The organism is Streptomyces sp. NPDC001770 (assembly GCF_053596135.1).
This window is the reverse complement of sequence record NZ_JBSFFN010000034.1, coordinates 58,775-81,494: the sequence shown is the minus strand read 5'-3', so window position 1 is coordinate 81,494 and position 22,720 is coordinate 58,775. Positions and strand designations below refer to the sequence as shown.

The 22,720-nt window shown below is 73.1% G+C and carries 20 protein-coding genes and 1 other RNA gene; 13 read left to right on the top strand and 8 right to left on the bottom strand.

What is annotated here, in order from left to right; all coding sequences use genetic code 11:
* Nucleotides 1–17 precede the first annotated feature (17 nt).
* Together ACWCSV_RS26890 and ACWCSV_RS26885 are read right to left on the bottom strand one after the other, a co-directional pair.
* Nucleotides 18–377, bottom strand: coding sequence for a hypothetical protein (locus tag ACWCSV_RS26890; RefSeq protein ID WP_451146408.1), 360 nt, complete (start codon nt 375–377; stop codon nt 18–20).
* A gap of 509 nt (nt 378–886) precedes the next feature.
* Nucleotides 887–1,804, bottom strand: coding sequence for a cation diffusion facilitator family transporter (locus ACWCSV_RS26885; RefSeq protein WP_451146406.1), 918 nt, complete (start codon nt 1,802–1,804; stop codon nt 887–889).
* 604 nt (nt 1,805–2,408) lie between these two features.
* On the opposite strand from ACWCSV_RS26885, the gene ACWCSV_RS26880 reads away from it, so the two are divergent.
* The 3 genes from ACWCSV_RS26880 (at nt 2,409) to ACWCSV_RS26870 (ending at nt 4,717) form a co-directional block, all read left to right on the top strand.
* Nucleotides 2,409–3,167 (top strand): PIG-L deacetylase family protein, encoded by a 759-nt coding sequence (locus tag ACWCSV_RS26880; RefSeq protein ID WP_451146468.1) that lies wholly within the window; start codon nt 2,409–2,411, stop codon nt 3,165–3,167.
* A gap of 38 nt (nt 3,168–3,205) precedes the next feature.
* A complete protein-coding gene (locus ACWCSV_RS26875) occupies nt 3,206–3,355 on the top strand; it encodes a hypothetical protein (RefSeq protein WP_451146404.1) in 150 nt (49 codons plus the stop codon).
* Between the two features lie 318 nt (nt 3,356–3,673).
* Nucleotides 3,674–4,717 (top strand): hypothetical protein, encoded by a 1,044-nt coding sequence (locus tag ACWCSV_RS26870; protein ID WP_451146402.1) that lies wholly within the window; start codon nt 3,674–3,676, stop codon nt 4,715–4,717.
* A gap of 164 nt (nt 4,718–4,881) precedes the next feature.
* On the opposite strand, the gene rnpB is transcribed toward ACWCSV_RS26870, so the two are convergent.
* Together rnpB and ACWCSV_RS26860 are read right to left on the bottom strand one after the other, a co-directional pair.
* Nucleotides 4,882–5,283: RNase P RNA component class A (gene rnpB / locus ACWCSV_RS26865), an RNA gene on the bottom strand.
* Nucleotides 5,284–5,356: 73 nt separating this feature from the next.
* On the bottom strand, nt 5,357–5,902 hold the full coding sequence (locus tag ACWCSV_RS26860; RefSeq protein ID WP_451146400.1) for a TetR/AcrR family transcriptional regulator: 546 nt from the start codon (nt 5,900–5,902) through the stop codon (nt 5,357–5,359).
* Nucleotides 5,903–6,121: 219 nt separating this feature from the next.
* Here ACWCSV_RS26860 and yaaA point away from each other — a divergent pair, with 219 nt between their 5' ends.
* Together yaaA and eda are read left to right on the top strand one after the other, a co-directional pair.
* A complete protein-coding gene (gene yaaA, locus ACWCSV_RS26855) occupies nt 6,122–6,922 on the top strand; it encodes a peroxide stress protein YaaA (RefSeq protein ID WP_451146398.1) in 801 nt (266 codons plus the stop codon).
* Between the two features lie 139 nt (nt 6,923–7,061).
* Entirely contained in the window at nt 7,062–7,721 is a 660-nt protein-coding gene (eda, locus tag ACWCSV_RS26850; RefSeq protein WP_451146396.1) for a bifunctional 4-hydroxy-2-oxoglutarate aldolase/2-dehydro-3-deoxy-phosphogluconate aldolase, read from the top strand.
* A 34-nt stretch (nt 7,722–7,755) separates the two neighbouring features.
* Here the strand turns inward: eda and ACWCSV_RS26845 are convergent, their stop codons facing one another.
* The 3 genes from ACWCSV_RS26845 to ACWCSV_RS26835 are packed head-to-tail and all read right to left on the bottom strand — an operon-like array spanning nt 7,756 to nt 10,642.
* Nucleotides 7,756–9,066, bottom strand: coding sequence for a bifunctional RNase H/acid phosphatase (locus ACWCSV_RS26845; RefSeq protein ID WP_451146394.1), 1,311 nt, complete (start codon nt 9,064–9,066; stop codon nt 7,756–7,758).
* Nucleotides 9,066–9,809 (bottom strand): zinc ribbon domain-containing protein, encoded by a 744-nt coding sequence (locus ACWCSV_RS26840; RefSeq protein WP_451146466.1) that lies wholly within the window; start codon nt 9,807–9,809, stop codon nt 9,066–9,068. The genes ACWCSV_RS26845 and ACWCSV_RS26840 overlap by 1 nt, the downstream gene beginning before the upstream one ends.
* A complete protein-coding gene (locus ACWCSV_RS26835; RefSeq protein WP_451146392.1) occupies nt 9,806–10,642 on the bottom strand; it encodes a Nif3-like dinuclear metal center hexameric protein in 837 nt (278 codons plus the stop codon). The genes ACWCSV_RS26840 and ACWCSV_RS26835 overlap by 4 nt, the downstream gene beginning before the upstream one ends.
* Before the next feature lie 420 nt (nt 10,643–11,062).
* Between ACWCSV_RS26835 and ACWCSV_RS26830 the strand changes: the two genes are divergently transcribed.
* From ACWCSV_RS26830 to ACWCSV_RS26805, 6 genes are all read left to right on the top strand, one after another.
* On the top strand, nt 11,063–12,766 hold the full coding sequence (locus tag ACWCSV_RS26830) for a hypothetical protein (RefSeq protein ID WP_451146390.1): 1,704 nt from the start codon (nt 11,063–11,065) through the stop codon (nt 12,764–12,766).
* Nucleotides 12,767–13,444: 678 nt separating this feature from the next.
* On the top strand, nt 13,445–14,359 hold the full coding sequence (locus tag ACWCSV_RS26825) for an ABC transporter ATP-binding protein (protein WP_451146388.1): 915 nt from the start codon (nt 13,445–13,447) through the stop codon (nt 14,357–14,359).
* Nucleotides 14,359–15,093 (top strand): ABC transporter permease, encoded by a 735-nt coding sequence (locus ACWCSV_RS26820; RefSeq protein ID WP_451146386.1) that lies wholly within the window; start codon nt 14,359–14,361, stop codon nt 15,091–15,093. The genes ACWCSV_RS26825 and ACWCSV_RS26820 overlap by 1 nt, the downstream gene beginning before the upstream one ends.
* 146 nt (nt 15,094–15,239) lie before the next feature.
* A complete protein-coding gene (locus tag ACWCSV_RS26815; protein ID WP_451146464.1) occupies nt 15,240–16,358 on the top strand; it encodes a sensor histidine kinase in 1,119 nt (372 codons plus the stop codon).
* A 67-nt stretch (nt 16,359–16,425) separates the two neighbouring features.
* Entirely contained in the window at nt 16,426–17,193 is a 768-nt protein-coding gene (locus ACWCSV_RS26810; protein ID WP_451146384.1) for a YqjF family protein, read from the top strand.
* Nucleotides 17,194–17,338: 145 nt separating this feature from the next.
* Nucleotides 17,339–17,971: a response regulator gene (locus ACWCSV_RS26805; RefSeq protein WP_451146462.1), complete on the top strand. Its 633-nt coding sequence runs from the start codon at nt 17,339–17,341 to the stop codon at nt 17,969–17,971.
* Nucleotides 17,972–17,988: 17 nt separating this feature from the next.
* Here the strand turns inward: ACWCSV_RS26805 and ACWCSV_RS26800 are convergent, their stop codons facing one another.
* Nucleotides 17,989–19,464, bottom strand: coding sequence for a DHA2 family efflux MFS transporter permease subunit (locus tag ACWCSV_RS26800; RefSeq protein ID WP_451146382.1), 1,476 nt, complete (start codon nt 19,462–19,464; stop codon nt 17,989–17,991).
* A gap of 389 nt (nt 19,465–19,853) precedes the next feature.
* Here ACWCSV_RS26800 and ACWCSV_RS26795 point away from each other — a divergent pair, with 389 nt between their 5' ends.
* Together ACWCSV_RS26795 and ACWCSV_RS26790 are read left to right on the top strand one after the other, a co-directional pair.
* Nucleotides 19,854–21,791 (top strand): MFS transporter, encoded by a 1,938-nt coding sequence (locus ACWCSV_RS26795; protein ID WP_451146380.1) that lies wholly within the window; start codon nt 19,854–19,856, stop codon nt 21,789–21,791.
* 281 nt (nt 21,792–22,072) lie between these two features.
* On the top strand, nt 22,073–22,660 hold the full coding sequence (locus tag ACWCSV_RS26790) for a class I SAM-dependent methyltransferase (protein WP_451146460.1): 588 nt from the start codon (nt 22,073–22,075) through the stop codon (nt 22,658–22,660).
* Nucleotides 22,661–22,720 lie beyond the last annotated feature (60 nt).

Below are 22,720 nucleotides of genomic sequence, written 5' to 3'. Positions count from 1 at the left end.
CGGCCTGGGCCCGGCTCTCAGATGCCGCCCACGATGCTGGGCGGGACGACCAGGTGCCGGGCCCGGTGCTCCAGGACCAGGGCCCGCGGCATCGTCGTGGACACCGCGTCCGAGGCGCACCGCCCGCAGGACGGAGCGGTGGCGGGTACGTGTGCCGTGTGCTCGTTGGCGATGTGCTGGGAGAGCCTGATCTGCGTGGTGATCACCTGGTCGAAGGGGTCGCAGTCGATGCCCGGCCCCACCTCCTCCCGGGCCGCTGCCGCGAGTTCGGGCGCTTCCCGCATCCGCCGGTAGAGGGTCACACAGTCTTCGCAGTCCCACATCCAGGGTGGCGGGAGAGGCCACTTGTCGGCTTCTTCGGCGTCGAGGTCTTCCACGGCGACCACGGTAGCGCCCGCCGGTCGTGAGCGGTGTGCAATGGACCATTTACTCACCGCCACGGGTCCTCGCCGGAAAGCACCGCCCGGGCCGGGCGATGCCCAGGTGGTGTTTGGGGGTCGGCCCCTCGTAGTCGTGCCGGAAGAGACCCGCGCGGCGCAGCGCGGGGACCACGCCCCGGGTCAACAGGTCGAGCCGTGACTGCCGGCTCCGTGCCGGCCGAGGCCGCCCTGCCGGCCGCCGATCCGCCTCCTCGGCACCCATGTCGTCCTCGGCACCCATGTCGTCCTCGGCGCCACCGAGGCCGAAGCCGTCGCCTACCTCCAGACGGTCGTCAGCGGCCGTTCGTACGGCAACACCCGCGGCAGGAAGGGTCGTACGGGGTGCACGGCGTGCACGAGGTGCACGGCCACGGAAGGCGATGCGAGGCACGACCCCGCCGTACGGCCTCCGGCGATCCGAAGGCCGGTGATCCATAGGCCGGTGATCCGAAGGCCGTCCGGCGGACTCAGCGCACCAGCCCGGGGTCCGAGGTGATCTCGACGACGCTCCACGGTTCGTAGGGCAGGGCGGTGAGCCCGTCCCGCAGCGCGTGCCGCACCCGGTCCTCGCCCGCGACGTCCCAGCTGTCCGGCGGCACCACGAAGGCGATCTCGACGTAGAGCTTCTGGCCCACCTTGCTGGTGCGCAGCACCGGTTCGGGGAGTCCTTCGGCCGCGCGCACGCGCTCCACCACCTCACGTACCCGCTGCTGCACGGCCGCTTCCGGGGCGGATTCCAGCAGTTCGGACGTGGCCTGCCGGAGCATGCGTACGGGCAGAGCGCCGAGCAGCGCGCAGGTCAGCAGGACCAGTACCGAGTCGGCGTACGCCTTCGCGGCGTGCCACACGGTCATGCCCAGAAGCACCGCCGCGACCCCGCCGACCGCGATGAGGAGACTGGTCACCGCTCCCGCGAGCCAGACCGTCGACTCCGTACGGATCAGGTCCGAGCGCGGGCCGCGGCGCGCCAGATAGCCGTACGCCGCGAGGCACGCGAGGCCGCTCACCGCTCCGTACGCGGCCAGCCCTGCCGCCGCCACCTCGGACCCGCCCCCGAGGATGACCCGTACCGCCTCCACCGCGGCGTAGCCGAACGTCCCGAGCAGCGCGAGTCCCTGTACCCCGACGGCCACCGGCACGAGGGACTCCCGCCCGAACGGGAAGCGCCGCGTCGGACCGGCCGCGGCGACGCGCGAGGCGCGGAGCGCGATCCAGGAGAGGACGAGGCCGAGGGCGGTGTAGACGCCGTCGAGCAGGATCGCCTGCGACCCGGCCACGAGCCCCCACACCAGGCCCGCCAGCGCGAGCACGACCGAGACGGCCATCGAGACGCGCAGGGCGCGCTGTTCCTGCCGCGCCGCCCGGGACGGCCCTCCGTCTTCCACTCCCTCATCGTCATGGGGCCCCGGCCGGGCGGCAACCGGACCTCACGGCGCCGGTGTCCGGGGGCACCGGGCCCGGCCCGCCGGGCGTGGCGCGCCCGGCCTCCGGCGTGCGGCCCGGGAGTTTCGGCCATTTCCCGCCGGGCCGGGCCCCTTGTGCCGCACGGGTTGATGCAGGCTGCACGTACGTACGGCCTGGTGTGCCGCGCCCCGGGCTCGACCGAAACACGCGCGTCCGTCGTCCCCGTCACGTCGTTGAACCTGATGCCCGTGCCCCGGCCGGACCGGCCACCGCACCTGACACCCCACGCCGTCCACCCGGAGGGAGAGCCATCCGTGGCAAACGCGAGGGCCGACCGGTCCGCGCACTTCGGCGGGAGGGCGCGGTACCCCCGACGAGCAACTCCCGCCGGGCGAGGTACTCGACAGGCCTTCCGCCCGGCTGGTTCACCAAGGCCCGGCCGCACTCCGGTCCGCCTGCCCGCGCCGGCCGCACCCTCCGCACCGTCCGCCCCTGGAGGCAACCGTGCCCGACACCCCGCCCCGAACCGAGGCACCCGCCCTCTGGGCCCCCTCGCTCTCCCCGGACGCCGCTGTCCTCCCGTCGGTGCTGGGGGTCTTCGCGCACCCCGACGACGAGAGCATCCTCGCCGGTGGTGTGCTCGCCCAGCACTCCGCCGCCGGCTCCCGCACGGCGGTCGTCACCACGACCTGGGCACCGGACAGCCCCCGGGCCGCGGAGCTCGCCGAGGCGCTGGAGGTTCTCGGCGCGGGCTCACCGCGGATGCTCGGATACCGCGACGCCCGCAACGATTCCTCCGCTCCCGGACGGCCCCGGCTGTGCGATGTGGACCTGGACGAGGCCGTCGCGCACGTGGTCGCGCAGATCAGGGGGTTCCGCCCCGCCGCCGTCCTCACCCATGACGCCTTCGGCCAGCTCACCGGTCACGCGGACCACCGGCGCACCCATCAGGTGACCCTGCTCGCGGTGGAGGCCGCCGGGCTCGCCGGCCTGTACCCCGAGGCCGGTGAGCCGTGGCGGACCGACGCCCTCTACGCGGGGACCCACCCTGCCTCCGGGGTGGGCGAGCTCGGGCACCTGCTGCACGGCGTCGGCAAAACGGCGCTGAGCGTGCCGGACGCGTACGCGACCGCAGCCGTGGACGTGACGGACCAACTCGCCCGGAAGTGGGCCGCGATCAGCGCGCACCGCAGTCAACTCCTGGGCGTACGACCGCTGCCCGCCGTCCTCTCCCGCCTCGACGCCGAGCGCCGGACCCGCATCCTGGGCCACGAGTACTTCACCCGGCTCACGCCCGGTCCCGTCCCCCACCCTCGTACCGGCGCGAACCGCACCTGCGCGTAAGCCTGTTCGCACCCGCCCCTTCGAAGACCGGAGCGCCGATGACGACGACTCCCCCGTCGGACGAGCGGTCCGGCTCGGCGACGGGCGACGAGGCGTACGGAGCCCTGCGCGCCTCGGCCGCCATGTGGGCGGGCACCTCCGTCGACCAGGGCGAGTCCCCGGCGCACGCCGCCGCGCGCCGACGTTGATCCGAAGAGGCACGATCCGGACCAATCGCTCGAACACCTGCGCCAGGACCCGGGCGGGTCCTAGGCTGCGGAACGCGAGTAAATACAGGCAGCCCCCAGGAGGAAAGACGTGCCGAACAGCAGCCGGAGGCGACGCGATACCCAGGTGGTCGCCGCTTGGATCGGTGGGGCGGCAATAGTAATTGCTGCCATAATCGCGGCGATTGTCACACTCTCGGGAGGCTCGGGCGGGAGCAACAACAATTGCAGCGGGACGAAGGTCGACTGCAGCATCGAAAACTCCACGGGCAAGTGAGCACGGGACGAGAGATCCCCTCCATGATTTCCGTCAGGCGTTCACTGGCACTCACCCTTGCGGCTTGCCTCTCTTTAGCACTGCCGGCCTGCCAGGGGGGCACCAGCAACAGCAATAAATGCTCGGGTGAGGCGGACTGCCGCATCACATACAACGCACCGGTTCCTCCGACACCAGACGATTCACCTCTGCACTTGATAGGCTCACTCGAAGGCTGCCCCACGGGCTGGTATCTGGATCGAACCCCCGAGGAAATGGAGAAATCTCCGGAGAAGCTTTCGTTCGAATCGCTGGCGAAAGAGGGAATCCCCATTTCAGGGAGCGGAGGAATGGCCTTCCTGCTGACCGCTACGACACCGAGCGAGGAAGCCTCGCTCATCACGGGCCTGCATGTGGAGGTGTCCCGCCGGGAGAGACCCAGGAGTGGGCTGGTGGTCGTCAACACGCAGGGCTGCGGAGCGAACTCGAGCAACAGGCTCATGGATATGAATCTGGACCAGGAGCCCGTGCAACTGGGGGCCTACGACAACAGCTGGGTCGACCCGATGGTCCCTGCGGTGCGCTTCCCCGTTCAGCTCACCACCAGGGATTCCGAGGCGTTCGAGTTGTTCGCCTACACAGATTCCGTCGTCAGCTTTTCAGTCAAGGTCGACTGGAGAGTTCAAAGCAAAGAAGGCGTCAGCCTCTTCGACAACAAAAAGAGGGGCTACACGGTGGCAGGCTACGGAAATCTGCCGAAATACAGCCTCGATACCGATGCGAAAACCTTGACTCCGTACGGAGATGCACTGACAGGCACCAGCACCACCCCGAAGGTGTGCGGAGAATTCCCCTTCGATGGCCAACGGGTTCAAATATTGGACGTTTCGGGTGACGTCGGGTGCGCTACGGCGGTGAAGGTTGCCGATGCCCGTGCCACCGGCAGAAAATTCCACAATTGGAGTTGTTCGACCAACTCCCAGGATGCGATACGGAGCACTGGAGTGTTCAGCCGCTGCACTGACCAGAAGGCGCGTGTCGTACTGGTTCGCCCCGGAATCGTTCGAGGCGCTCTCACGGATTCATGAAGAAGTCACATATTCTGCGCGGAGGAGTTCTGCGAAGTGGGCTCGATCACCCTCCGCTCACCGAGGGACTCCGCACTCCCTGAAGCGGCGAGCCACCGGAGAGACGGACAGGGCCGCCGACGCGGGGCCGGGGGCCCTTTCCGCGGCAGAGCCGTAGTGAGAGGCAGACGAGTCGGGCTGTACGCCGGGTTCTGTCGCCCGGTCGCCTCGCGGCGGCCGGGGAGACGGCCATCCATCTAGGACCGGCATTGCTGCAGGCCTCCTGCGGTCTACCCGCGAACTCGGGCGGGCCGCCCTCGAACGTTCGCGCAGGGCCGTCTTCCGACGGTCCTTCTTGACCTTGCTCCGGGTGGGGTTTACCTAGCCGCCTGAGTCACCTCAGGCGCTGGTGGTCTCTTACACCACCGTTTCACCCTTACCCGGGACCTGGGTCTCGGGCGGTCTGTTTTCTGTGGCACTGTCCCGCGAGTCACCTCGGGTGGCCGTTAGCCACCACCCTGCCCTGTGGAGCCCGGACGTTCCTCGGGGAGATCCGGAGATCCCCACGCGGCCGTCCGCCCGGCTCGTCTGCCGTGGGGCCATCGTACCCGGCGCGGAAGGGCTCCCGCCTGCGGCACCTCGCCGCTCCGCCCCGCGGGCTCAGCCGGTGAAGGCGGTGATGCCTGCGGTCCATGCCTCGGCGAGGTCGGTGTCCGGCGGGAAGCGGCCGTTCAGTTCGAGGACGACCATGCCGTGCGCGAACGCCCAGGCGGCCCTCGCACGGTCCGGATCCCCGGCGACGGCCCGGTAGAGAGGGGCGGCGGCCTTGCGGCGGTCGGGGACGAGGGCCGGGAGGTCCGGGCGGCAGCCGGTGGCGAGCAGGTAGAGGTGGGGGTGGGCCAGGGCGTACGTGCGGTAGGCCGTGGCCAGGACGGGGAACGAGCCGGGCGCCGACGCCTCGGCGGCGGTCAGTACGGCCGCCGTCTCGCGGTACATCTCGGCCGCCAGGGCCGCCACCACCGAGGACTTGTCGGGGAAGTACTTGTACAGGGACGAGGCCCGGAACCCCACGCGTTCGGCCAGGCGCCGCATGGTGAGGGCCTCCGGGCCCTCCTCCTCCAGCAGGGCGCGGGCGGCGGCGACGATCTGCCGGGGGCGGCTGGTGGCGGGACTGCCAGGGGCGGCGCGGACGGCGAGGTCGGTCACGCGGTCGGGGCCTTTCATTTGGATCGGGCCGGGTCGGGGAGCGTCCGCGGCGGCCAGCGCGATGGTACGAGATCCGGCCGCGATGGCTGAAAGGAGATCCCTCTTGGAGGCCCCGCCCCGGGCTTGGAGGACCCACCCCCGGGGCGCCCGCGACCGGCCCGTGGTCCTCCCCGGGCCCCGTAACCTGGTTGTTCCGCCGCCGTACGAAGGAGAACCGCCGTGCTCGTGCTGTTGCCGCCCTCCGAGGGCAAGGCCGCCCCGGGGCGCGGAGCACCCCTGAAGCCCGAGTCTTTGTCGCTGCCCGGGCTCGCCCCGGCGCGGGCGGCGGTGCTGGACGAGCTGGTGGAGCTGTGCCTGGCCGACGAGGAGAAGGCGCGCGGCGTGCTCGGGCTCACCGAGGGGCTGCGCGGCGAGGTCGGCAAGAACGCGGAGCTGCGTACGGCTCCGGCCCGGCCGGCCGGCGAGATCTACACGGGGGTCCTGTACGACGCCCTGGATCTGGCCACCCTGGACGCGGCGGCCCGGCGGCGGGCCTCAGCCTCGCTGCTGGTCTTCTCCGGGCTGTGGGGCGCCGTGCGGGTCGGTGACCGGATTCCGTCGTACCGCTGCTCGATGGGCGTGAAACTGCCGGGCATCGGCTCGCTCGCCGCGCACTGGCGTGCGGCGATGGAGCCGGTACTGCCGGAGGCCGCCGGCGACGGGCTCGTCCTGGACCTGCGGTCCTCCGCGTACGCGTCGGCGTGGAAGCCGAAGGGGGAGCTCGCGGGGCGTACGGCGAGCGTGCGGGTGCTCCAGTCGCAGCTGGTCGACGGGGTCGAGAAGCGTTCGGTGGTCAGCCACTTCAACAAGGCGACGAAGGGCCGCATGGTCCGCGACCTGCTGGAGGCGGGCGCCGCGCCGGCGAGCCCGGAGCAGCTCGTGGAGGTACTCCGGGACCTCGGCCACGTGGTGGAGGCGCAGGCACCGGCCCGCGCGGGGCGACCGTGGTCGCTCGATGTCGTGGTGACGGAGATCCACTGAGCGAGAGCGCCCGGGGAGGTCGCTGACGGAGATCGCCGAGGGAGATCCAACGAGGGCCCGCCGTCGCTCGGTACGGGGCTGCGTTGCAGCATGCGCAACGGCCGTTGCAGGGAGTGTGGTCCGGCGGCAGGATGACGCCATGACCGTCTCCCCCGCGCCCGCTGCCGCCGCTTCCACCCCTGTCCACTCCGTGCTCGATCTGGCCCCCGTCGTCCCCGTCGTCGTGCTGGAGGACGCGGCGGACGCCGTACCGCTCGCCCGGGCGCTCGTGGCGGGCGGTCTCCCGGCGATCGAGGTGACACTCCGGACGGCCGCCGCACGGGAAGCGATCGCGGCCATCGCCCGCGAGGTGCCGGGGGCCGTGGTGGGCGCGGGCACGGTGATATCCGCGGCGAACGTGGCGGAGACGGTGGCCGCCGGGGCGCGTTTCCTGGTCAGCCCGGGGTGGACGGACACCCTGCTGGCGGCGATGCGGGCGTCCGGTCTGCCCTTCCTGCCGGGCGTCTCGTCCGCCTCCGAGGTGGTCGCGCTGCTGGAGCGCGGGGTCACCGACATGAAGTTCTTCCCGGCGGAGGCGGCCGGCGGCACCGCCTACCTCAAGGCGCTCGCCGCCCCGCTGCCACAGGCGCGCTTCTGCCCCACCGGGGGCATCTCCGCCGCCTCCGCCCCGCACTATCTCGCCCTGCCCAACGTCGGCTGCGTGGGCGGCAGTTGGATGCTCCCGGGCGACGCCGTCGCCACGAAGGACTGGGCGCGGGTGGAGCGGCTGGCCGCCGAGGCGGCAGCCCTGGGCGGCTGAGCCGAGCGCGCCCCGGTCACGGCGACCGGGGCGGCTACCGCAGGTACGAGGTGTCGTTGAAGAGGCGTACGGACGCGTTGCCGTCGGCGTAGTACGCCACCTCGGAGAGCGACGCGGCGGCCAGCTCCATCCGGAACATGGACTCCGGCGGGGCACCCAGGGCAAGCCTGACCAGGGTCTTGACGGGCGTCACATGGCTGACCAGCAGCACGGTGCGGCCCGCGTACGCGGCGGCCAGCCGGTCACGGGCGGCCGCCACCCGGTCCGCGACCTCCACGAAGCTCTCGCCGCCGCCCGTGGGCGCCGCATGGGGGTCGGCGAGCCAGGTCGTGAGGTCGGAGCCGTACCGTTCGCGGACCTCGGCGAAGGTGAGTCCCTCCCAGGCGCCGAAGTCGGTCTCACGCAGCCCCTCGTCGATCGCCACGTCGAGGCCGAGGCGGGCCGCCACCGCGCCCGCCGTCTCGCGGCACCGGCGCAGCGGTGAGCTGACGATCTCCTGGACCGTGCCGAGGGCCGCGAAGTGCGCGGCGGCGCGTTCGGCCTGCTCGCGGCCGGTCGCGGAGAGTTCCGGGTCGGTGCCGCCGCTGCCGGAGAACCGCTTCTCCGGGGTCAGGACGGTCTCTCCGTGCCGGAGCAGCAGGAAGGTGGCGGGGGCGCCCATGTCCGGCGCCGCGGCCCACCCCCTCCGGGGAGCGGCGGCCGGGGCGGCGTCCGCCTCGGGGGTACGCGACGCGGCGGCACCGGAGGTGCCCGTGGAGCCGGTACGGGCGGCGGCGAGGGCGGCGCGCACCTTGGCCGCTCCGGCGGACGCGTCACCCACCTCGCCGGGCGGTACGTCCCCGAACTCGCCGACGGCCGGGCGGGCCGGGGCGTCCAGGCCGGCGGTGGAGGCGGAGGGCTCCCACTGCTCGCCCCGGCGTCCCGCGTCCATCGCCTCGTTGGCGAGCCGGTCCGCGTGCTTGTTCCGCTCGCGCGGCATCCACTCGTACGTGACGGCGGACGGCGGGAAGACGGTGGCCGCCTCCGCCGCGAGGGGCTTCATGTCGGGGTGCTTGATCTTCCAGCGGCCCGACATCTGCTCCACCACCAGCTTGGAGTCCATCCGCACGTGGACCCGGACGGAACCGTCCGCCGCCTCCGGGAACAGCTCCTTCGCGGCCCGCAGGCCGGCGATCAGGCCCCGGTACTCGGCGACGTTGTTCGTCGCGATGCCGATGTACTCGGCGGCCTCGGCGAGGGTCTCGCCCGTCGCCGGGTCCACGACGACGGCACCGTAACCGGCGGGCCCCGGGTTGCCCCGGGAACCCCCGTCGGCCTCGACGACGAGCTGGTGGGCCGAGGTCATTACAGGCCCGAATCCGAGGTGCGCACCAGGATGCGGTGGCAGTTCTCGCAGCGCAGCACGGTGTCGGGGGACGCCGCCTTCACGTCGTTGACCTCGGTGATGTTCAGCTCCAGGCGGCAGCCCTCGCAGCGGCGCTGGTAGAGCCGGGCGGCACCGACACCGCCCTGCTGGGTGCGGAGCTTGTCGTACAGCTTCAGCAGGTCGGCGGGGATGACCTCGGCGACGACCTCGCGGTCCTTGGTGATCGTCTCGGTCTGGGCGTCGAACTCCTTGAGCGCGGCGTCGCGGCGCCCGGTGGCGTCGTCGACCTTGGCCTGGACGGCGGCGACCCGGTCGGTCAGCTCGGCGACGCGCTCCTGGGCGGCCTCGCGGCGCTCCATGATCTCGAGGACGACGTCCTCCAGGTCGCCCTGGCGCTTGGCCAGCGAGGTGATCTCGCGCTGGAGGTTCTCCAGGTCCTTCGGCGAGGAGACCGCGCCGGAGTCGAGACGCTGCTGGTCGCGGACGGCGCGCTGGCGCACCTGGTCGACGTCCTGCTCCGCCTTGGTCTGCTCGCGGCTGGTGTCGCTCTCCTCGGTCTGCGAGGCGACCAGCAGGTCGCGGAGCTGCGCGAGGTCGTTGTTGAGGGACTCGATCTCCGCGTGCTCCGGCAGCGAGGCACGCTTGTGCGCGGTCTGCGCGAGGCGAACGTCGAGGGCCTGGACGTCGAGGAGTCGGATCTGGTCGGCGGGCGCGGCGTTCAGTTGGGGGCTCCAGAAGAGTGGTGGGTGGTCCAGGGGTCGGTGACCTGCTTCGAGACGTGGACCCGCAGGTCCCATCCGTGGCGGTCGGAAATCGCGTCGAGCTGTGCCGCCGCCTGCTCGCACCAGGGCCACTCGGTGGCCCAGTGCGCGGCGTCGACCAGGCCGAGCGGGGAGTGCTGCACGGCCTCGGAAGCCGGGTGATGGCGCAGGTCGGCGGTGAGGAAGGCGTCGACGCCCGCCGCGCGCACCGCGTCGAAGAGGCTGTCGCCGGAGCCGCCACTGACGGCGACCGTACGCACGGTCGTCTCCGGGTCTCCGGCCAGCCGGATGCCCTGCGCGGTGGCGGGCAGCCGGGCGGCGGCGCGGGCGGCGAAATCACTCAGCGTCTCGGGGTGGTCCAGCTCGCAGATCCGGCCGAGGCCGCGACGGCCGTGCTGATCGGTGGGGTCCGGCACCAGGGGGCCGGTGATCCGGAGGCCGAGCGCTCCGGCCAGGGCGTCGGAGACCCCGGGGTCGGCGGTGTCGGCGTTGGTGTGCGCCACGTGCAGCGCGATGCCCTGCCGGATGAGCGTGTGCACGACCCGGCCCTTGAAGGTGTCGGCCGCGACGGTCGTCGTACCCCGCAGGTAGAGCGGGTGATGGGTGACGATCAGCTGGGCGCCGAGCCGTACCGCCTCGTCGACGACTGTCCCCACCGGGTCGACCGCGAACAGGACCCGGTCGGTCTCCGCGTCAGGATCGCCGCAGACCGTACCCACCGCGTCCCACCCCTCGGCCCGCTCGGGGGGCCAGAGGGCGTCGAGTTCGGCGATGACTTCAGACAGACGGGGCACGGGGAAAGGCTACCTGGCCTGCGCACCCCACCGGTCATGGCTGCGCGTACCCACCCGTAGCGGTCCGTTCCGATCACGCATCGTCACCCCGGACGGGCGTCGGACGGGGGTCTGGCGGTTCCGCGGCACCGGGAGAGCGGCAGAAGCACAGCTCCGGAGCGCCTTACGGGCAAATCGGGTTTACACCATCCTTACGTGTGAAGCGGCGCGTGTGGCGTTGGTCGGGGGAAAGCGCGAAAACTAGCTTCGGTCGCCGGAGGTGACACACCCATGACTGCCTGTGTCGAAGAAGGTCCGACCGAAGGGGGCGTCGGGGCTGCCGGGGAGCCGGAACCCGCCTCCGAGGAACCCGAAGATCCCGGGACGCCGGGGAAGCCGCAGAGACGTGAGGGGCTGGACGAGCGAGGACCGGGAGGACCGGTGGAATCCGGACGGATCGCCACGCCGTACGCCGCACCGGGCGCCGGCGGCTCGCTGCCCGTGCCCGGCCCCCGCGCGTCCGTCCCCGGCGGGTCCGGCGCCACCGAGTCCGATGCCGGTGGGTCCCTCGCCGAGGAGGGGGTGGGGCGCATGGCCATCCGGGTCGTCGTGACCGGGCGGACGGTCGTACCCACGGGGGCCCCGGTCGGCCGGGGCGTCGACGCGACCACGCTCGTCCCGCTGGTCGGGGCGGTCGTCGGCTCCCCCGCGGCGGCCTCGTTCCACACGTCCACCGGATCATCGGCGTCCGCCGGGGCGGCAGCCACCACCGGCGCGAAGGCCGGCGGTGCCACCACCGGCGCGAAGGCCGCTTCTCCCACCACCGTGCCCAGGCCCGCGCCGGGACTCACCGCCGCCCACGCCAACCCCAAGGCCCCCGCCAACGCCGCCGGGATGTCGGTCACCCGGCGGCGCCCGGCGTCCCCTGCCGGGGGCGCTCCCCTCCCCCGCCGCATCCCGCCCCCGCCCGCCGGTCCTCTTGCGGCGGCGGCCCACCGGGCCCCGCACGCGGCGGGCACGCTGACCCTCTCGGCGGACGGCGCGTACGCGGCGCGGCTCACGATGGGCGGCAGCGAGGCGCTCGGCCGGGGCTGGTACCCGGAGCGGTGGACGCTCGACGGCCCGGAGCCGTACGCCGTACCGCTCCCGCTCGACCAGCCCGAGGAGCCCGACTCCCAGGTGGTGCCGCTGGCGGACGGGCGGGTACTGATCCGGCGGCGGGTCGCCGGCCGGCACGCGTTCTCGCTGCTCTACCCGACCGGCCCCGGGACCGGCGAGCTCTCCCTGGGGACCGTGGAGTGCGAGCGGATGACGCTCCTCCCGCCGGCCCCGGACGGGGTGAGCGTCTACGCCCTGGCGCCCGGCATCTTCACCACCTCCGTCTGGCGGGTGGCGGGCGCATCGTTCGGACCCGAACACGTGGCCGACGTGCCGGGGCTCTGCTCCGGCGGGGTCTGGCTGGACCGTACGGGCCGGGTGCTGGCGCTCGACCGCCGGCCGCCCGGCAGGGGGCCGGTGAAGACGGTCGCCGTCGACCTCGAACGCCGCGGCGAGGTGACTCCGCTCCTCCAGATCGCGCCGGAGAGCAACGACCGGCTGCTGATCGCCGAACCGGACAGCGGGCTCTTCCTGCTCCGCTCCGACGCGCCCGGACACGACCGGCTCGGCTGGGGCGTGCTGGGCAGCGCCCTGCCCGTACGTTTCCCGGAGTGCCTGCGCCTCGCGGACGCGGCCGTCACGCCGTTCGCGGTGCAGCCGGGGCAGATGCTGATGCCGGAGACCTGCGCGGTGGCGTTGCGGATCGACGGGGCGGCGGGCAGCCGGCTCGGCGTGTGGCGCCCGGCGGGCCGTCGGCTGCACCAGTTCGTGGCCCCGGCGGGCTGGTCGGCCGGGGCGGGTTCCTGGAGCCGGGAGGGCGTGCTGAGCCTGCCGTACGAGCGCCCCGACACGCCCTGCGGGCTGGTGCGGCTGGAGGTTCCGGAGGACGTCGCCCCACAGGCGTACGGCGGTGCGCGGTGCGGTCCCGGACTGGTGGACGGATCCGGAATGCAACCGTCCGTCGACGGATCATCTCCTGAGGGGTGCAGGCCGGTTCCGCTGGGGCAGGCGCCGTTGCACGGCGGCCCGCCCCGGGAGGACCGGTAGCGGCACGACGGGCCGACCCTGTCGGTCGCGGCACTAAGCTTTCCTCGGGGGCTACGCAGTCGTTCCGTACGGGTGCGCAGTGTGACCGTGTGCCCAGGTTGCTTTCCGGACACGTGGGACGAAGTCCGGGAGGAACCGGAACGGGCGGCGGCGGGCCCCGGTACACACGCAAGCGAGCGCAACGGGGTGACTTCCCAGATGTCTGAAGCCCGAACCGACACGATGCAGACGTGCCCGCCGGGGGCGGACACGCAACGGGCCGACGCAGGCGGCTCCGGAAAGCACCGAGGGGGTGTGTCGGCGGAGACCTCCTCCGCGCAGACGCACGGCCGGCACCGCCGGCCCACCCACGGGGACTCCGGGATTTCCTGAGGCAGCAGCACCGGGAGGCGGGGGTCGTCCGGGCCGGTGACGGCCGGGACGACCCCCGCCTTTCCGTTCGCCGCGGGAGGCGGAGGCATCGCTCCCGTTCGCTCCAGTACCCATGACATTTGTCCTGCCGCAAGCCGTACGCACGGCTCTGCCGCCGGGTCCGGCACCCCCCGTACCGTCGCCACCATGACGACAACGGGAAGTGCGAGCGGGGGGCCGGCCCCGGTGGGGACGGTTGCCGGAGTCTCGGCGGGGGCCCGGAAGAGCGGAGCCCGAAGGAACGGGAACGGCGCCGGAGCGCCGGCGGTGAGTTTCACCGGAGTGTCGAAGTCCTTCCGGACGGACGGGCGTTCGGGCGGGATCGTGCGCGCCGTGGACGGCATCGATCTGACGATCGGGGCCGGTGGGACGGTGGCCCTGCTGGGCCGCAACGGCGCCGGGAAGTCGACCACCATCGGGATGCTGCTGGGGCTGGACGACCCCGACGAGGGGGCGGTGGAGCTGTTCGGCCGACCGCCGGGGCAGGCGGTGCGGGCGGGGCTGGTCGGGGCGATGCTCCAGGAGGGCCGGCCCATTCCCCGGGTGACCGTGAGGGAGTTGGTGACGTTCGTGGCGTCCACCTATCCCGCGCCGATGGAGATCGGCGAGGTCCTGGGGCTCTCGGGCGCCTCGGCGTTCGCGGACCGTCGCATCGACAAGCTCTCCGGCGGCCAGACGCAGCGGGTGCGCTTCGCGGTCGCGCTGGCGGGCAACCCCCGGCTGGTGGTGCTGGACGAGCCGACCGCCGCGCTGGACGTGGAGGCCCGGCGGGCATTCTGGGACTCCATGCGGGCCTTCGCGGAGCGCGGCAACACCGTGCTCTTCTCCACGCACTACCTGGAGGAGGCGGACGAGAACGCCGCCCGCATCGTCGTCCTCGACCGGGGGCGGATCGTCGCGGACGACAGCGGGGACGGCATCCGGCGCACGGTGGGCGGCGGTCTCGTCGGGATCGACCTGGCGGGCCGCACGGCCGACGGGCTGGACCGTCTGCCGGGGGTGGTCGGCGTCGAAGTCCGGGGAGAAAGAGCCCTGTTGCGTTCGGGCGACCCGGACGCCACGGTCGTCGCCCTCGCCGGAATGGGAGCGGTACGCGGGCTGCTCGTGTCGCGCGCCACCCTGGAGGACGCGTTCCTCGCCCTGACCGCGGGCTCCGCCGCCCCGCCCGAGGAGGGACGCTGATGTACGCGTACGTGATGCTGGAAGTACGCCGGACCTTGCGGGACGGCGCGTTCCTGGTCTTCGGCACCGGCATGCCGGTGCTGATGTACCTGCTGTTCACCAACATCGGCGACACCTCGGGGGGCGGTACGGGTGCGGACGACTGGCGGGCGTACTCGATGACCGGCATGGCCGCGTACGGGGCGCTCGGCTCGGCGATGGCGGTCGGTACGGGGATCGCGTCCGACAAGTCGCTCGGCTGGCTGCGGCAGTTGCGGATCACGCCGCTCGCGCCGTCGCGGATCGTGGTGGGACGGGCTGCCAGTGGTTCGGTGACCGTGCTTCCCGCGCTGGTCGGGGTACTGCTGGCGGGAGCACTGGTGAACCGCATCCAACTCGGCTGGTGGCAGTGGGGGTTGCTGGTGGGCATGCTGTGGCTGGGCACACTGCCGTTCACCCTGCTCGGCATCGGCAACGGCTACCGCCTGAGCCCGCAGGGCACCGGCGTGGTCAACATCGCCTGCATGACGGGGTTCGCGGTGATCGGCGGGCTGTGGTTCCCCCTGGACTCCCTGCCCGGCCCGCTGCGGGCCGTCGGCGCCCACACCCCGGCGCACGGTTTCGCCGATCTCGGCTGGACGACGGTCGCCGGACAGGCGCCCCACCTCGCCTCGGTCGCCGAACTGCTCGTCTGGACGGCCCTGTTCGGCGCCTACGCGGTCGTCTCGTACCGGCGCGCGGCGAGGACCCCGTGAAGACGCGCACCGCGCACACCCCGGGCGCCGGCGGCGTGGAGCAGCCGGACCCGGGGTGCGGGGAGTACCAGCCCGGCCGGTGGTGGCGCCCCCCGCGCCGGAACAGGGCGGGCCGGCGACCGGCGGGCCCCGGCCCGTACGCGCTGATGCCGTGGCTGCTGCTCGGGCTCGGAGCCTTCTCCAACCTCTGGAAGGGCGAGACCCCGAACCCGGTGGTGGGCGCGGTGGGCGTCCTGCTGTTCAACTCCCTCTACATCCAACTGGTGTTCCGGAGCTTCTCTCCGGCGCGCCGAACCACCGGGTCGTACGTACTGCTCGGTGTCCTGGCCGCCATCACCTTCGGGCTGGCGGCCGGGTACGGCGGGAGCTGGCTGCTCTTCTTCCCGTTGCTCTCGCTGGCGATCGGCACGATCCTGCACGGCCGGCCCCTCACCTTCGCGCTCGTCGGGCTGTCCGCCTGCGGCGTGGCCGTCGCCGTGTGGCGCGGCGACCAGGCGTCGGACCCGTGGACGATCGGGTACGGGACGTTCCTCTCCGGCGCGGTGACGGCCTCGATCCTCGCACTGTCCGAGACCGTGCGGGAACTCCGCGACGCGCAGGCAGAGTTGGCGCGCACCGCGGTGGAGCGGGAACGGCTCAGGTTCTCCCGCGATCTGCACGACCTGCTGGGGCACACCCTGTCGGTGATCGTGGTGAAGTCGGAGGCGGCCCGCAGGCTGGCCCCCCGGGACCTGGAGGCGGCACTCGGCCAGATCGTGGACATCGAGTCGGTCGGCCGGCAGGCGCTCACCGAGGTCCGGGAGGCGGTGACGGGGTACCGCGAGGGCAGCCTCGCCGGTGAACTGGACCGTGCCGTATCGGCGTTGACCGCAGCCGGGATCGAGGGTGCGGTGCACCGCACCGGTCCGCAGCCCGCCCCGCGCAGCGAGGCGCTGCTGGGCTGGGTGGTGCGCGAGGCGGTGACCAATGTCGTACGGCACAGCGGCGCCACCCACTGCGTGTTCTCCGTCACGTCCGGGGGTGGGCGGGTACTGCTGACGGTCGCCGACGACGGGCCCCTCGCCGGGCCGGGCGGCGGGGACGCCGCGGGGGCCCGCCGGGGCCCCGGGGCGGACGGCCAGGAGCCCGCGTACGCCTACGGGGGTACGGGCCTGGCGGGGCTCTCCGAGCGGCTGGCGCTGGCCGGCGGCTCGCTGCGGGCGGGCCCCGGTCCGGACGGCGGGTTCGTCGTACGGGCGGAGCTGCCCGAGGAGCCGGGGCGGTGAGCGGGGACGGGTACGGGTGTGTCCGGCGTCACCCCGAACACCGGTACACCGATGGCACACTGACACGATGGTGCCGCTGACTACGATCCCGGAACCGATAACGGCCGACCCTCCCCACACGGCGGACCGTCCCGTGCTCACCCAGTCCTGGCTCGACCTGGCCTTCCTCCACTGGGCCGTCGACCCGGCCCTCGTCGCCCCGCTGCTGCCCGCCGGTACCCGGCCGGACACGCTGAACGGTGCCACCTACGTCGGGCTCGTCGCCTTCCGGATGCACCGGGTGGGGTGGTTCGGACTTCCGGGCATCCCGTACCTCGGCTCCTTCCCGGAGACCAATGTCCGCCTGTACTCGGTGGACGCCCACGGCAGGCGGGGTGTGGTCTTCCGTTCGCTCGACGCCTCCCGTCTCCTTCCCGTCGCGGTCGGCCGGAGCGGGTTCGGCCTGCCCTACGTGTGGTCGAAGATGGAGGTCCGGCGGGAGGGCGACACGGTGACGTACACCAGCCGGCGGCGGTGGGGCCGGCCTGCGGGCGCGTACAGCCGGATCTCCGTACGCGTCGGCGCCCGGGTCGAGGAGCCCTCCGCGCTCGAACACTTCCTGACCGCGCGCTGGGGCATGCACAGCGCCTTCTTCGGCCGCTCCCGCTACCTGCCGAACACCCACCCCCGCTGGCCCCTGCACCGTGCCGAACTCCTCGACCACAGCGAGAACCTCGTCGCCGCGGCAGGGCTGCCCGCACCGGCCGACGAGCCCGTCAGCGTGCTGTACTCGCCGGGGGTCCCGGTACGGTTCGGGCTCCCGCCCCGCACCCCGGCCGGCGTCCCCACGCCCTGACCGGACGTCGTCGCACCCAAGACCCGGGGTCGTACGCGACGGGACACCGAGGTCGCACGCACGGGACCCGGAGTCGTACACGCGGGCCCCGAAGTCGTACACCCGGGCCACGCGCGCGGGTCCTACCCTCTTACCCGTGACCGAGATGCCGCAGGACCACCGCCCCGCCGCGTCCGTACGCGTGCTGCTCGCCGAGGACCAGGGCATGATGCGGGGCGCGCTCGCCCTGCTGCTGGGGATGGAGCCGGACTTCGAGGTGGTCGCCCAGGTGGGTTCCGGGGACGAGATCGTGCCCGCGGCTCTCACCTCCCGTCCCGATGTGGCCCTCCTCGACATCGAACTACCGGTGCGCAGCGGCCTGGACGCCGCCGCCGACCTGCGTGAGCAGGCGCCGGACTGCCGGGTGCTGATCCTGACGACGTTCGGGCGCCCCGGGTATCTGCGGCGGGCGATGGAGGCGGGCGCCTCGGGTTTCCTGGTCAAGGACGGCCCGGTGGAGGAGCTGGCCGGGGCGATCCGCAGAGTGCTGGCCGGGGAGACCGTGGTCGATCCGGCCCTCGCGGCGGCCGCGCTGGGGGCGGGGCCGAGCCCGCTGACCGCACGCGAGCGGGACGCCCTGAACGCGGCGTCCGGCGGTGCGACCGTCGCGGACATCGCGCGGAAGCTGCACCTGTCGGAGTCGACGGTGCGGAACTACCTCTCCTCCGCGATCGGCAAGACCGGTACCCGTAACCGCACGGAGGCCGCCCGGGCGGCCCGGCAGCAGGGCTGGCTCTGACGTCCTTCCGCGCCCCCTCAGCGCCCCTCGGCCACCCGCCCCGCCTTCGCGCCCGGCAGCCAGAGGAGCACCAGCAGGGCCGCAGCCAGCAGCACCCCGGAGGCGGTACGGAAGGCGAGGGCGTATCCGGCGGTGAGGCCGGCCGGGGTGGTCGAGTCGCCGGTGCGGGCGGCGGCGACGGTGGAGAGCACCGCGAGCCCGAGCGCCCCGCCCATCGTGCGGGAGGTGTTGACGAGGCCGGAGACGAGGCCCGCGTCCCCGGGCGCGGCACCGGAGGTGGCGAGCGACGCGAGCGGGGTGGAGACGAAGCCCATACCGAAGGCCATCAGGACGCCGGGGAGCAGGATGCCGGCGGCGTAGTGGCTGTCGGCGCCCATGGTGGACTGCCGGGCGAAGCCCGCGATGGTGAGCAGGATGCCGGTGAGGGCCATCGGCTTCGCACCGGTACGCGCCATGAAGCGCGGGGCGAGTTTCGAGCCGAGGACGATCGCGGCGGAGGTGGGCAGGAGGGCGAGTCCGGCTTCCAGCGGGGTGTAGCCGAGGACGTTCTGCGCGTACACGGTCATGAAGTACCACATGGAGAAGGTGGCCGAGCCGAGCAGCAGCATCGACGCGTTGGCCGAGACCACGGCCCGTACGCCCAGGACCCGCAGGGGCATCAGCGGGACAGCCGTATGCCGTTCCACCAGCACGAACGCGCCGAGCAGGGCCATGCCGCCGAGCAGCGGCACGAGCGTCGCCGGGGCCGTCCAGCCGGCCGCCTCGGTCTGCACGATGCCGTACGCGAGGGCGGCGAGGCCCGCGGTGACGAGGACGGCGCCCGGCAGGTCGAGCCTTCTCCGTTCGCCGCCCCGGCCCTCGGCGAGCAGGAAAGCGGCACCGGCCAGGACCAGGGCGCCGACGGGTACGTTGATCAGCAGAACCCAGCGCCAGGAGAGCAGGTCGGTGAGGACCCCGCCGATGAGCCCGCCCGCCGCTCCGCCGCCCGCGCCCACCGCCATCCAGGTACCTATCGCACGGACCCGCGCCGGGCCCTCCGGGAGCGCGGCGGTGAGGAGGGTGAGAGTGGCCGGTGAGAGAACGGCGGCGCCGAGCCCCTGTCCGGCGCGGGCGGCCAGCAGCTGCCAGCCCTCCTGCGCCATTCCGCCCGCGAGCGAGGCAGCGGTGAAGAGCCCGAGGCCGACGAGGAACATCCGCTTGCGGCCGAAGAGGTCGGCGGCCCGCCCGCCGAGCAGCATGAACCCGGCGAACGCGATCGAGTAGGCGTTGAGGACCCAGCTGAGCCCGGAGGCGCTCAGCCCCAGGTCGGTCCGCATCGAGGGCAGCGCCACATTGACGACGGACACGTCGAGCACGACCAGGAACTGACCGGTGCACGCGGCGGCCACCGCCGCCCAGGTGCGGGGTCTCAGGCGGCGGGGAACCGTGCGGGGGACGGCGGATATGTCGTCCGGAGCGATGCCGCCCGGGGAAACGTCTGTCATGTCCGCCATCGTCCCTGGCGCCGCGTCGCGCGTACACGGGGCGCGGTCGGAGCCCGGATCGGCCCTTGGGCGTACGCCCTCGGAGCCGGCGGAGCCCCCCGAGCCGCCTGAGCCCCCCGAGCCGTCGGCAGCGTCTGAACCGTCGGCATCGGGCGGGACGGGACGCAGCGCCGATGGAATCGCCGGTCATGGCGGGCAAGGCAGCGACCACTCGGCGCCGGTCGGATCGCGGCGGACCTCGTCACCCCGCCATCGCCGACCAGCCATCACCAACAGGCCAATAACGCAACTGAGTTCGAGCACCCTTGCCCCGGGAATACACCCGCCCCCAGAAGCGTTCGGTATGCATGCACTTGGGGGGTACCTCCGGTGATCGCTGCTGCCCGGAAGGCATACGTATGGACCGGACGACGAACGAACAGACCACCGGGGGAAACCCCGGTCCGCTTCGGGAGATCAAGGAACCCAGGGGAGCGCTCGTCCCCGTACTGGCCTTCGCGGGCATCACCGTCGCGGTGATGCAGACCCTGCTCGTACCCGTCATCAAGGATCTGCCCACCCTTCTCCACACCGCCCAGTCGAACGCGACGTGGGTGATGACGGCGACGCTGCTCGCCGGTGCCGTGTCCACCCCGATCATGGGGCGGCTCGGCGATCTCTACGGCAAGCGGCGGATGCTGATAGCCAGCCTCGCCGTGATGGTGATCGGCTCGCTGGTCTGCGCCTTCACCGACGATCTCGTCATCATGATCATCGGCCGGGCGCTCCAGGGATTCGCGATGGGTGCGATCCCGCTCGGTATCGGCATCATGCGCGACGAGCTGCCGCCGGAGAAGCTCGGTTCGTCGATGGCTCTGATGAGCTCCTCGATCGGTGTGGGCGGCGGCCTCGGTATGCCCGGGGCGGCGCTGGTCGCGCAGCACGCGGACTGGCACGCGCTGTTCCTCGGTTCGGCGGGGGTCGGTGTGGTGGCCCTGGTGCTGACGGTCTTCCTGGTGCCCGAGCCGCCGCTGCGCGCGCCCGGCACCTTCGACTACGCGGGTGCCTTCGGGCTCTCGCTCGGGCTCGTCGCTCTGCTGCTGCCGATCACCAAGGGCAGCGAGTGGGGCTGGACCGCGCCGCTCACCCTCGGTCTGATCGCCGGCGGTCTGCTGATCCTCCTGGTCTGGGGACTGTACGAGCTGCGGATCGCCGCACCCCTGGTGGACCTGCGGACGACGGCCCGGCGCGAGGTGCTGCTGACCAACCTGGTCTCGATCATGGTCGGCATCTCGTTCTACGCCGTGTCCCTGGTCGTCCCGCAGCTGCTCCAGCTGCCGAAGGCCACCGGGTACGGCCTCGGCCAGTCCATGGTGGTCGCCGGTCTCTGCATGGCGCCGCTGGGGCTGACGATGATGTTCACCGCTCCGGTGTACGCGCGGATAGCCGCCCGGCGCGGCCCGAAGGTCTCCCTGATGACCGGCATGCTGGTCATCGCGATCGGCTACGGCGCCGGGACCCTGCTGATGGACGCCGCCTGGCAGACCCTGGTGATCTCCACGGTGCTGGGCGCCGGCATCGGGCTCGCGTACTCCTCCCTCCCCGCGCTGATCGTCGGCGCGGTGGACGCCTCGGAGACCGGGGCCGCGAACGGTCTCAACACGCTGATGCGGTCGATCGGCACCTCCGCCTCCAGCGCCGTGATCGGCATGGTGCTGGCGAACACCTCGGTCCACATGGGCGGGGTGGCGGTTCCCTCGATGCACGGGTTCCGGCTGTCGTTCATGATCGCGACGGGGGCGGTGCTGCTCGGTCTCGTCCTGGCCGCCTTCTTGCCCTCGCAGCGCCCGGCCCCGCGGCTGGTGCTGGTCGCCGACAGCGAGAGCGAGGCGCTGCTCGCGGAGGCCGAGGCGCTGGTGGCGATCGACGCGGTGCTGCACGGTGAGGCGTCCGCCCCGCGGGCCGGGGCGCCCGCGCCTTCCGCCGGGGGTTCCCGGATCGTCGCGGGTTCGGCCGGTTTCCACGGCCGGGTGCTGGACGCGGCGGGCGCACCGGTGGCACGGGCGACCGTGACCCTGGTCGACCGGCTGGGCCGGCAGGCCGGTCTGGCCGTCGCCGACGACGCGGGGAGGTACGCACTGGCCGCCGCCCCCGAGCCGGGCCATGTGCTGGTCGTGACCGCGGCCGGGTACGCGCCGCGCGCCCGGCCCGCCGTGTGCGCGGCGAACGGGCGGCCGGTGGTGACCGATCTGGTGCTGACCGCCGCCGCTCCGGAGCGGCAGGGTGCCGGGGTGTCCCCGGCGTCCGACGCGGTTCAGGTGGCGGCCGAGGGGCGCGTGGACGAACAGCCCGCCTGACCGGCCCCGCCCGGCCGTCCGGCCGGGAGCCGCCGGAAAGAAACACCCGCACGCCCCCGCCGGTCCGTCCGGCGGGGGCGTGCGGCACGATGGGGCCGCCGTCGACAGACCCCCGTCGGCAGACCCCCGCCGACGCACTGCCGCCGTCGACACACCCGCACCACCTGGAGGAACCCGTGGCCGCCGAGTCCGACGCCCCCGCCGCCGCCGCTCCCGTCGCCGATCCCGGCGTCCGTCCCGCCGACGCGGTGGTGGCCGCCTTCGAGCAGGCCAAGGGGTTCATGCCGGTGCACGAGGGACTGGCGCTGTACGCGGCGGCCGTCGACGCGGCCCGGCTCGGGCTGCCGCTGCTGGAGGTCGGCAGCTACTGCGGGCGCTCCACCGTCCTCCTCGCCGACGCGGCCCGTGGTGCGGGACTGACCGCGCTCACCGTCGACCACCACCGGGGCAGCGAGGAGCAGCAGCCGGGGTGGGAGTACCACGACGCGTCCCTGGTCGACCCCGAGGTGGGCCGGATGGACACGCTGCCGGCCTTCCGCCGGACCCTGCACGCGGCCGGTCTCGAGGACCACGTGGTGGCGCTGGTGGGGCGCTCCCCGCAGGTCGCGGCGGTCTGGGGCGGGCTCCTCGGGCTGGTCTTCGTCGACGGCGGGCACACCGACGAGCACGCGAACGGCGACTACGAGGGCTGGGCGCCGCACCTCGCCGAGGGCGGGCTGCTGGTGATCCACGACGTGTTCCCCGACCCGGCGGACGGCGGGCAGGCGCCGTACCGGGTGCATCAGCGGGCGCTCGCCTCGGGTGCCTTCGCGGAGATCTCGGTGACCGACTCGCTGCGCGTGCTGCGACGCACGGGGCAGGGCATCTGAGACCGGGAGGCGGGACGGGGAGTCCGGACCGGGACCAAGGACGGGAATCCGGGGCCGGGC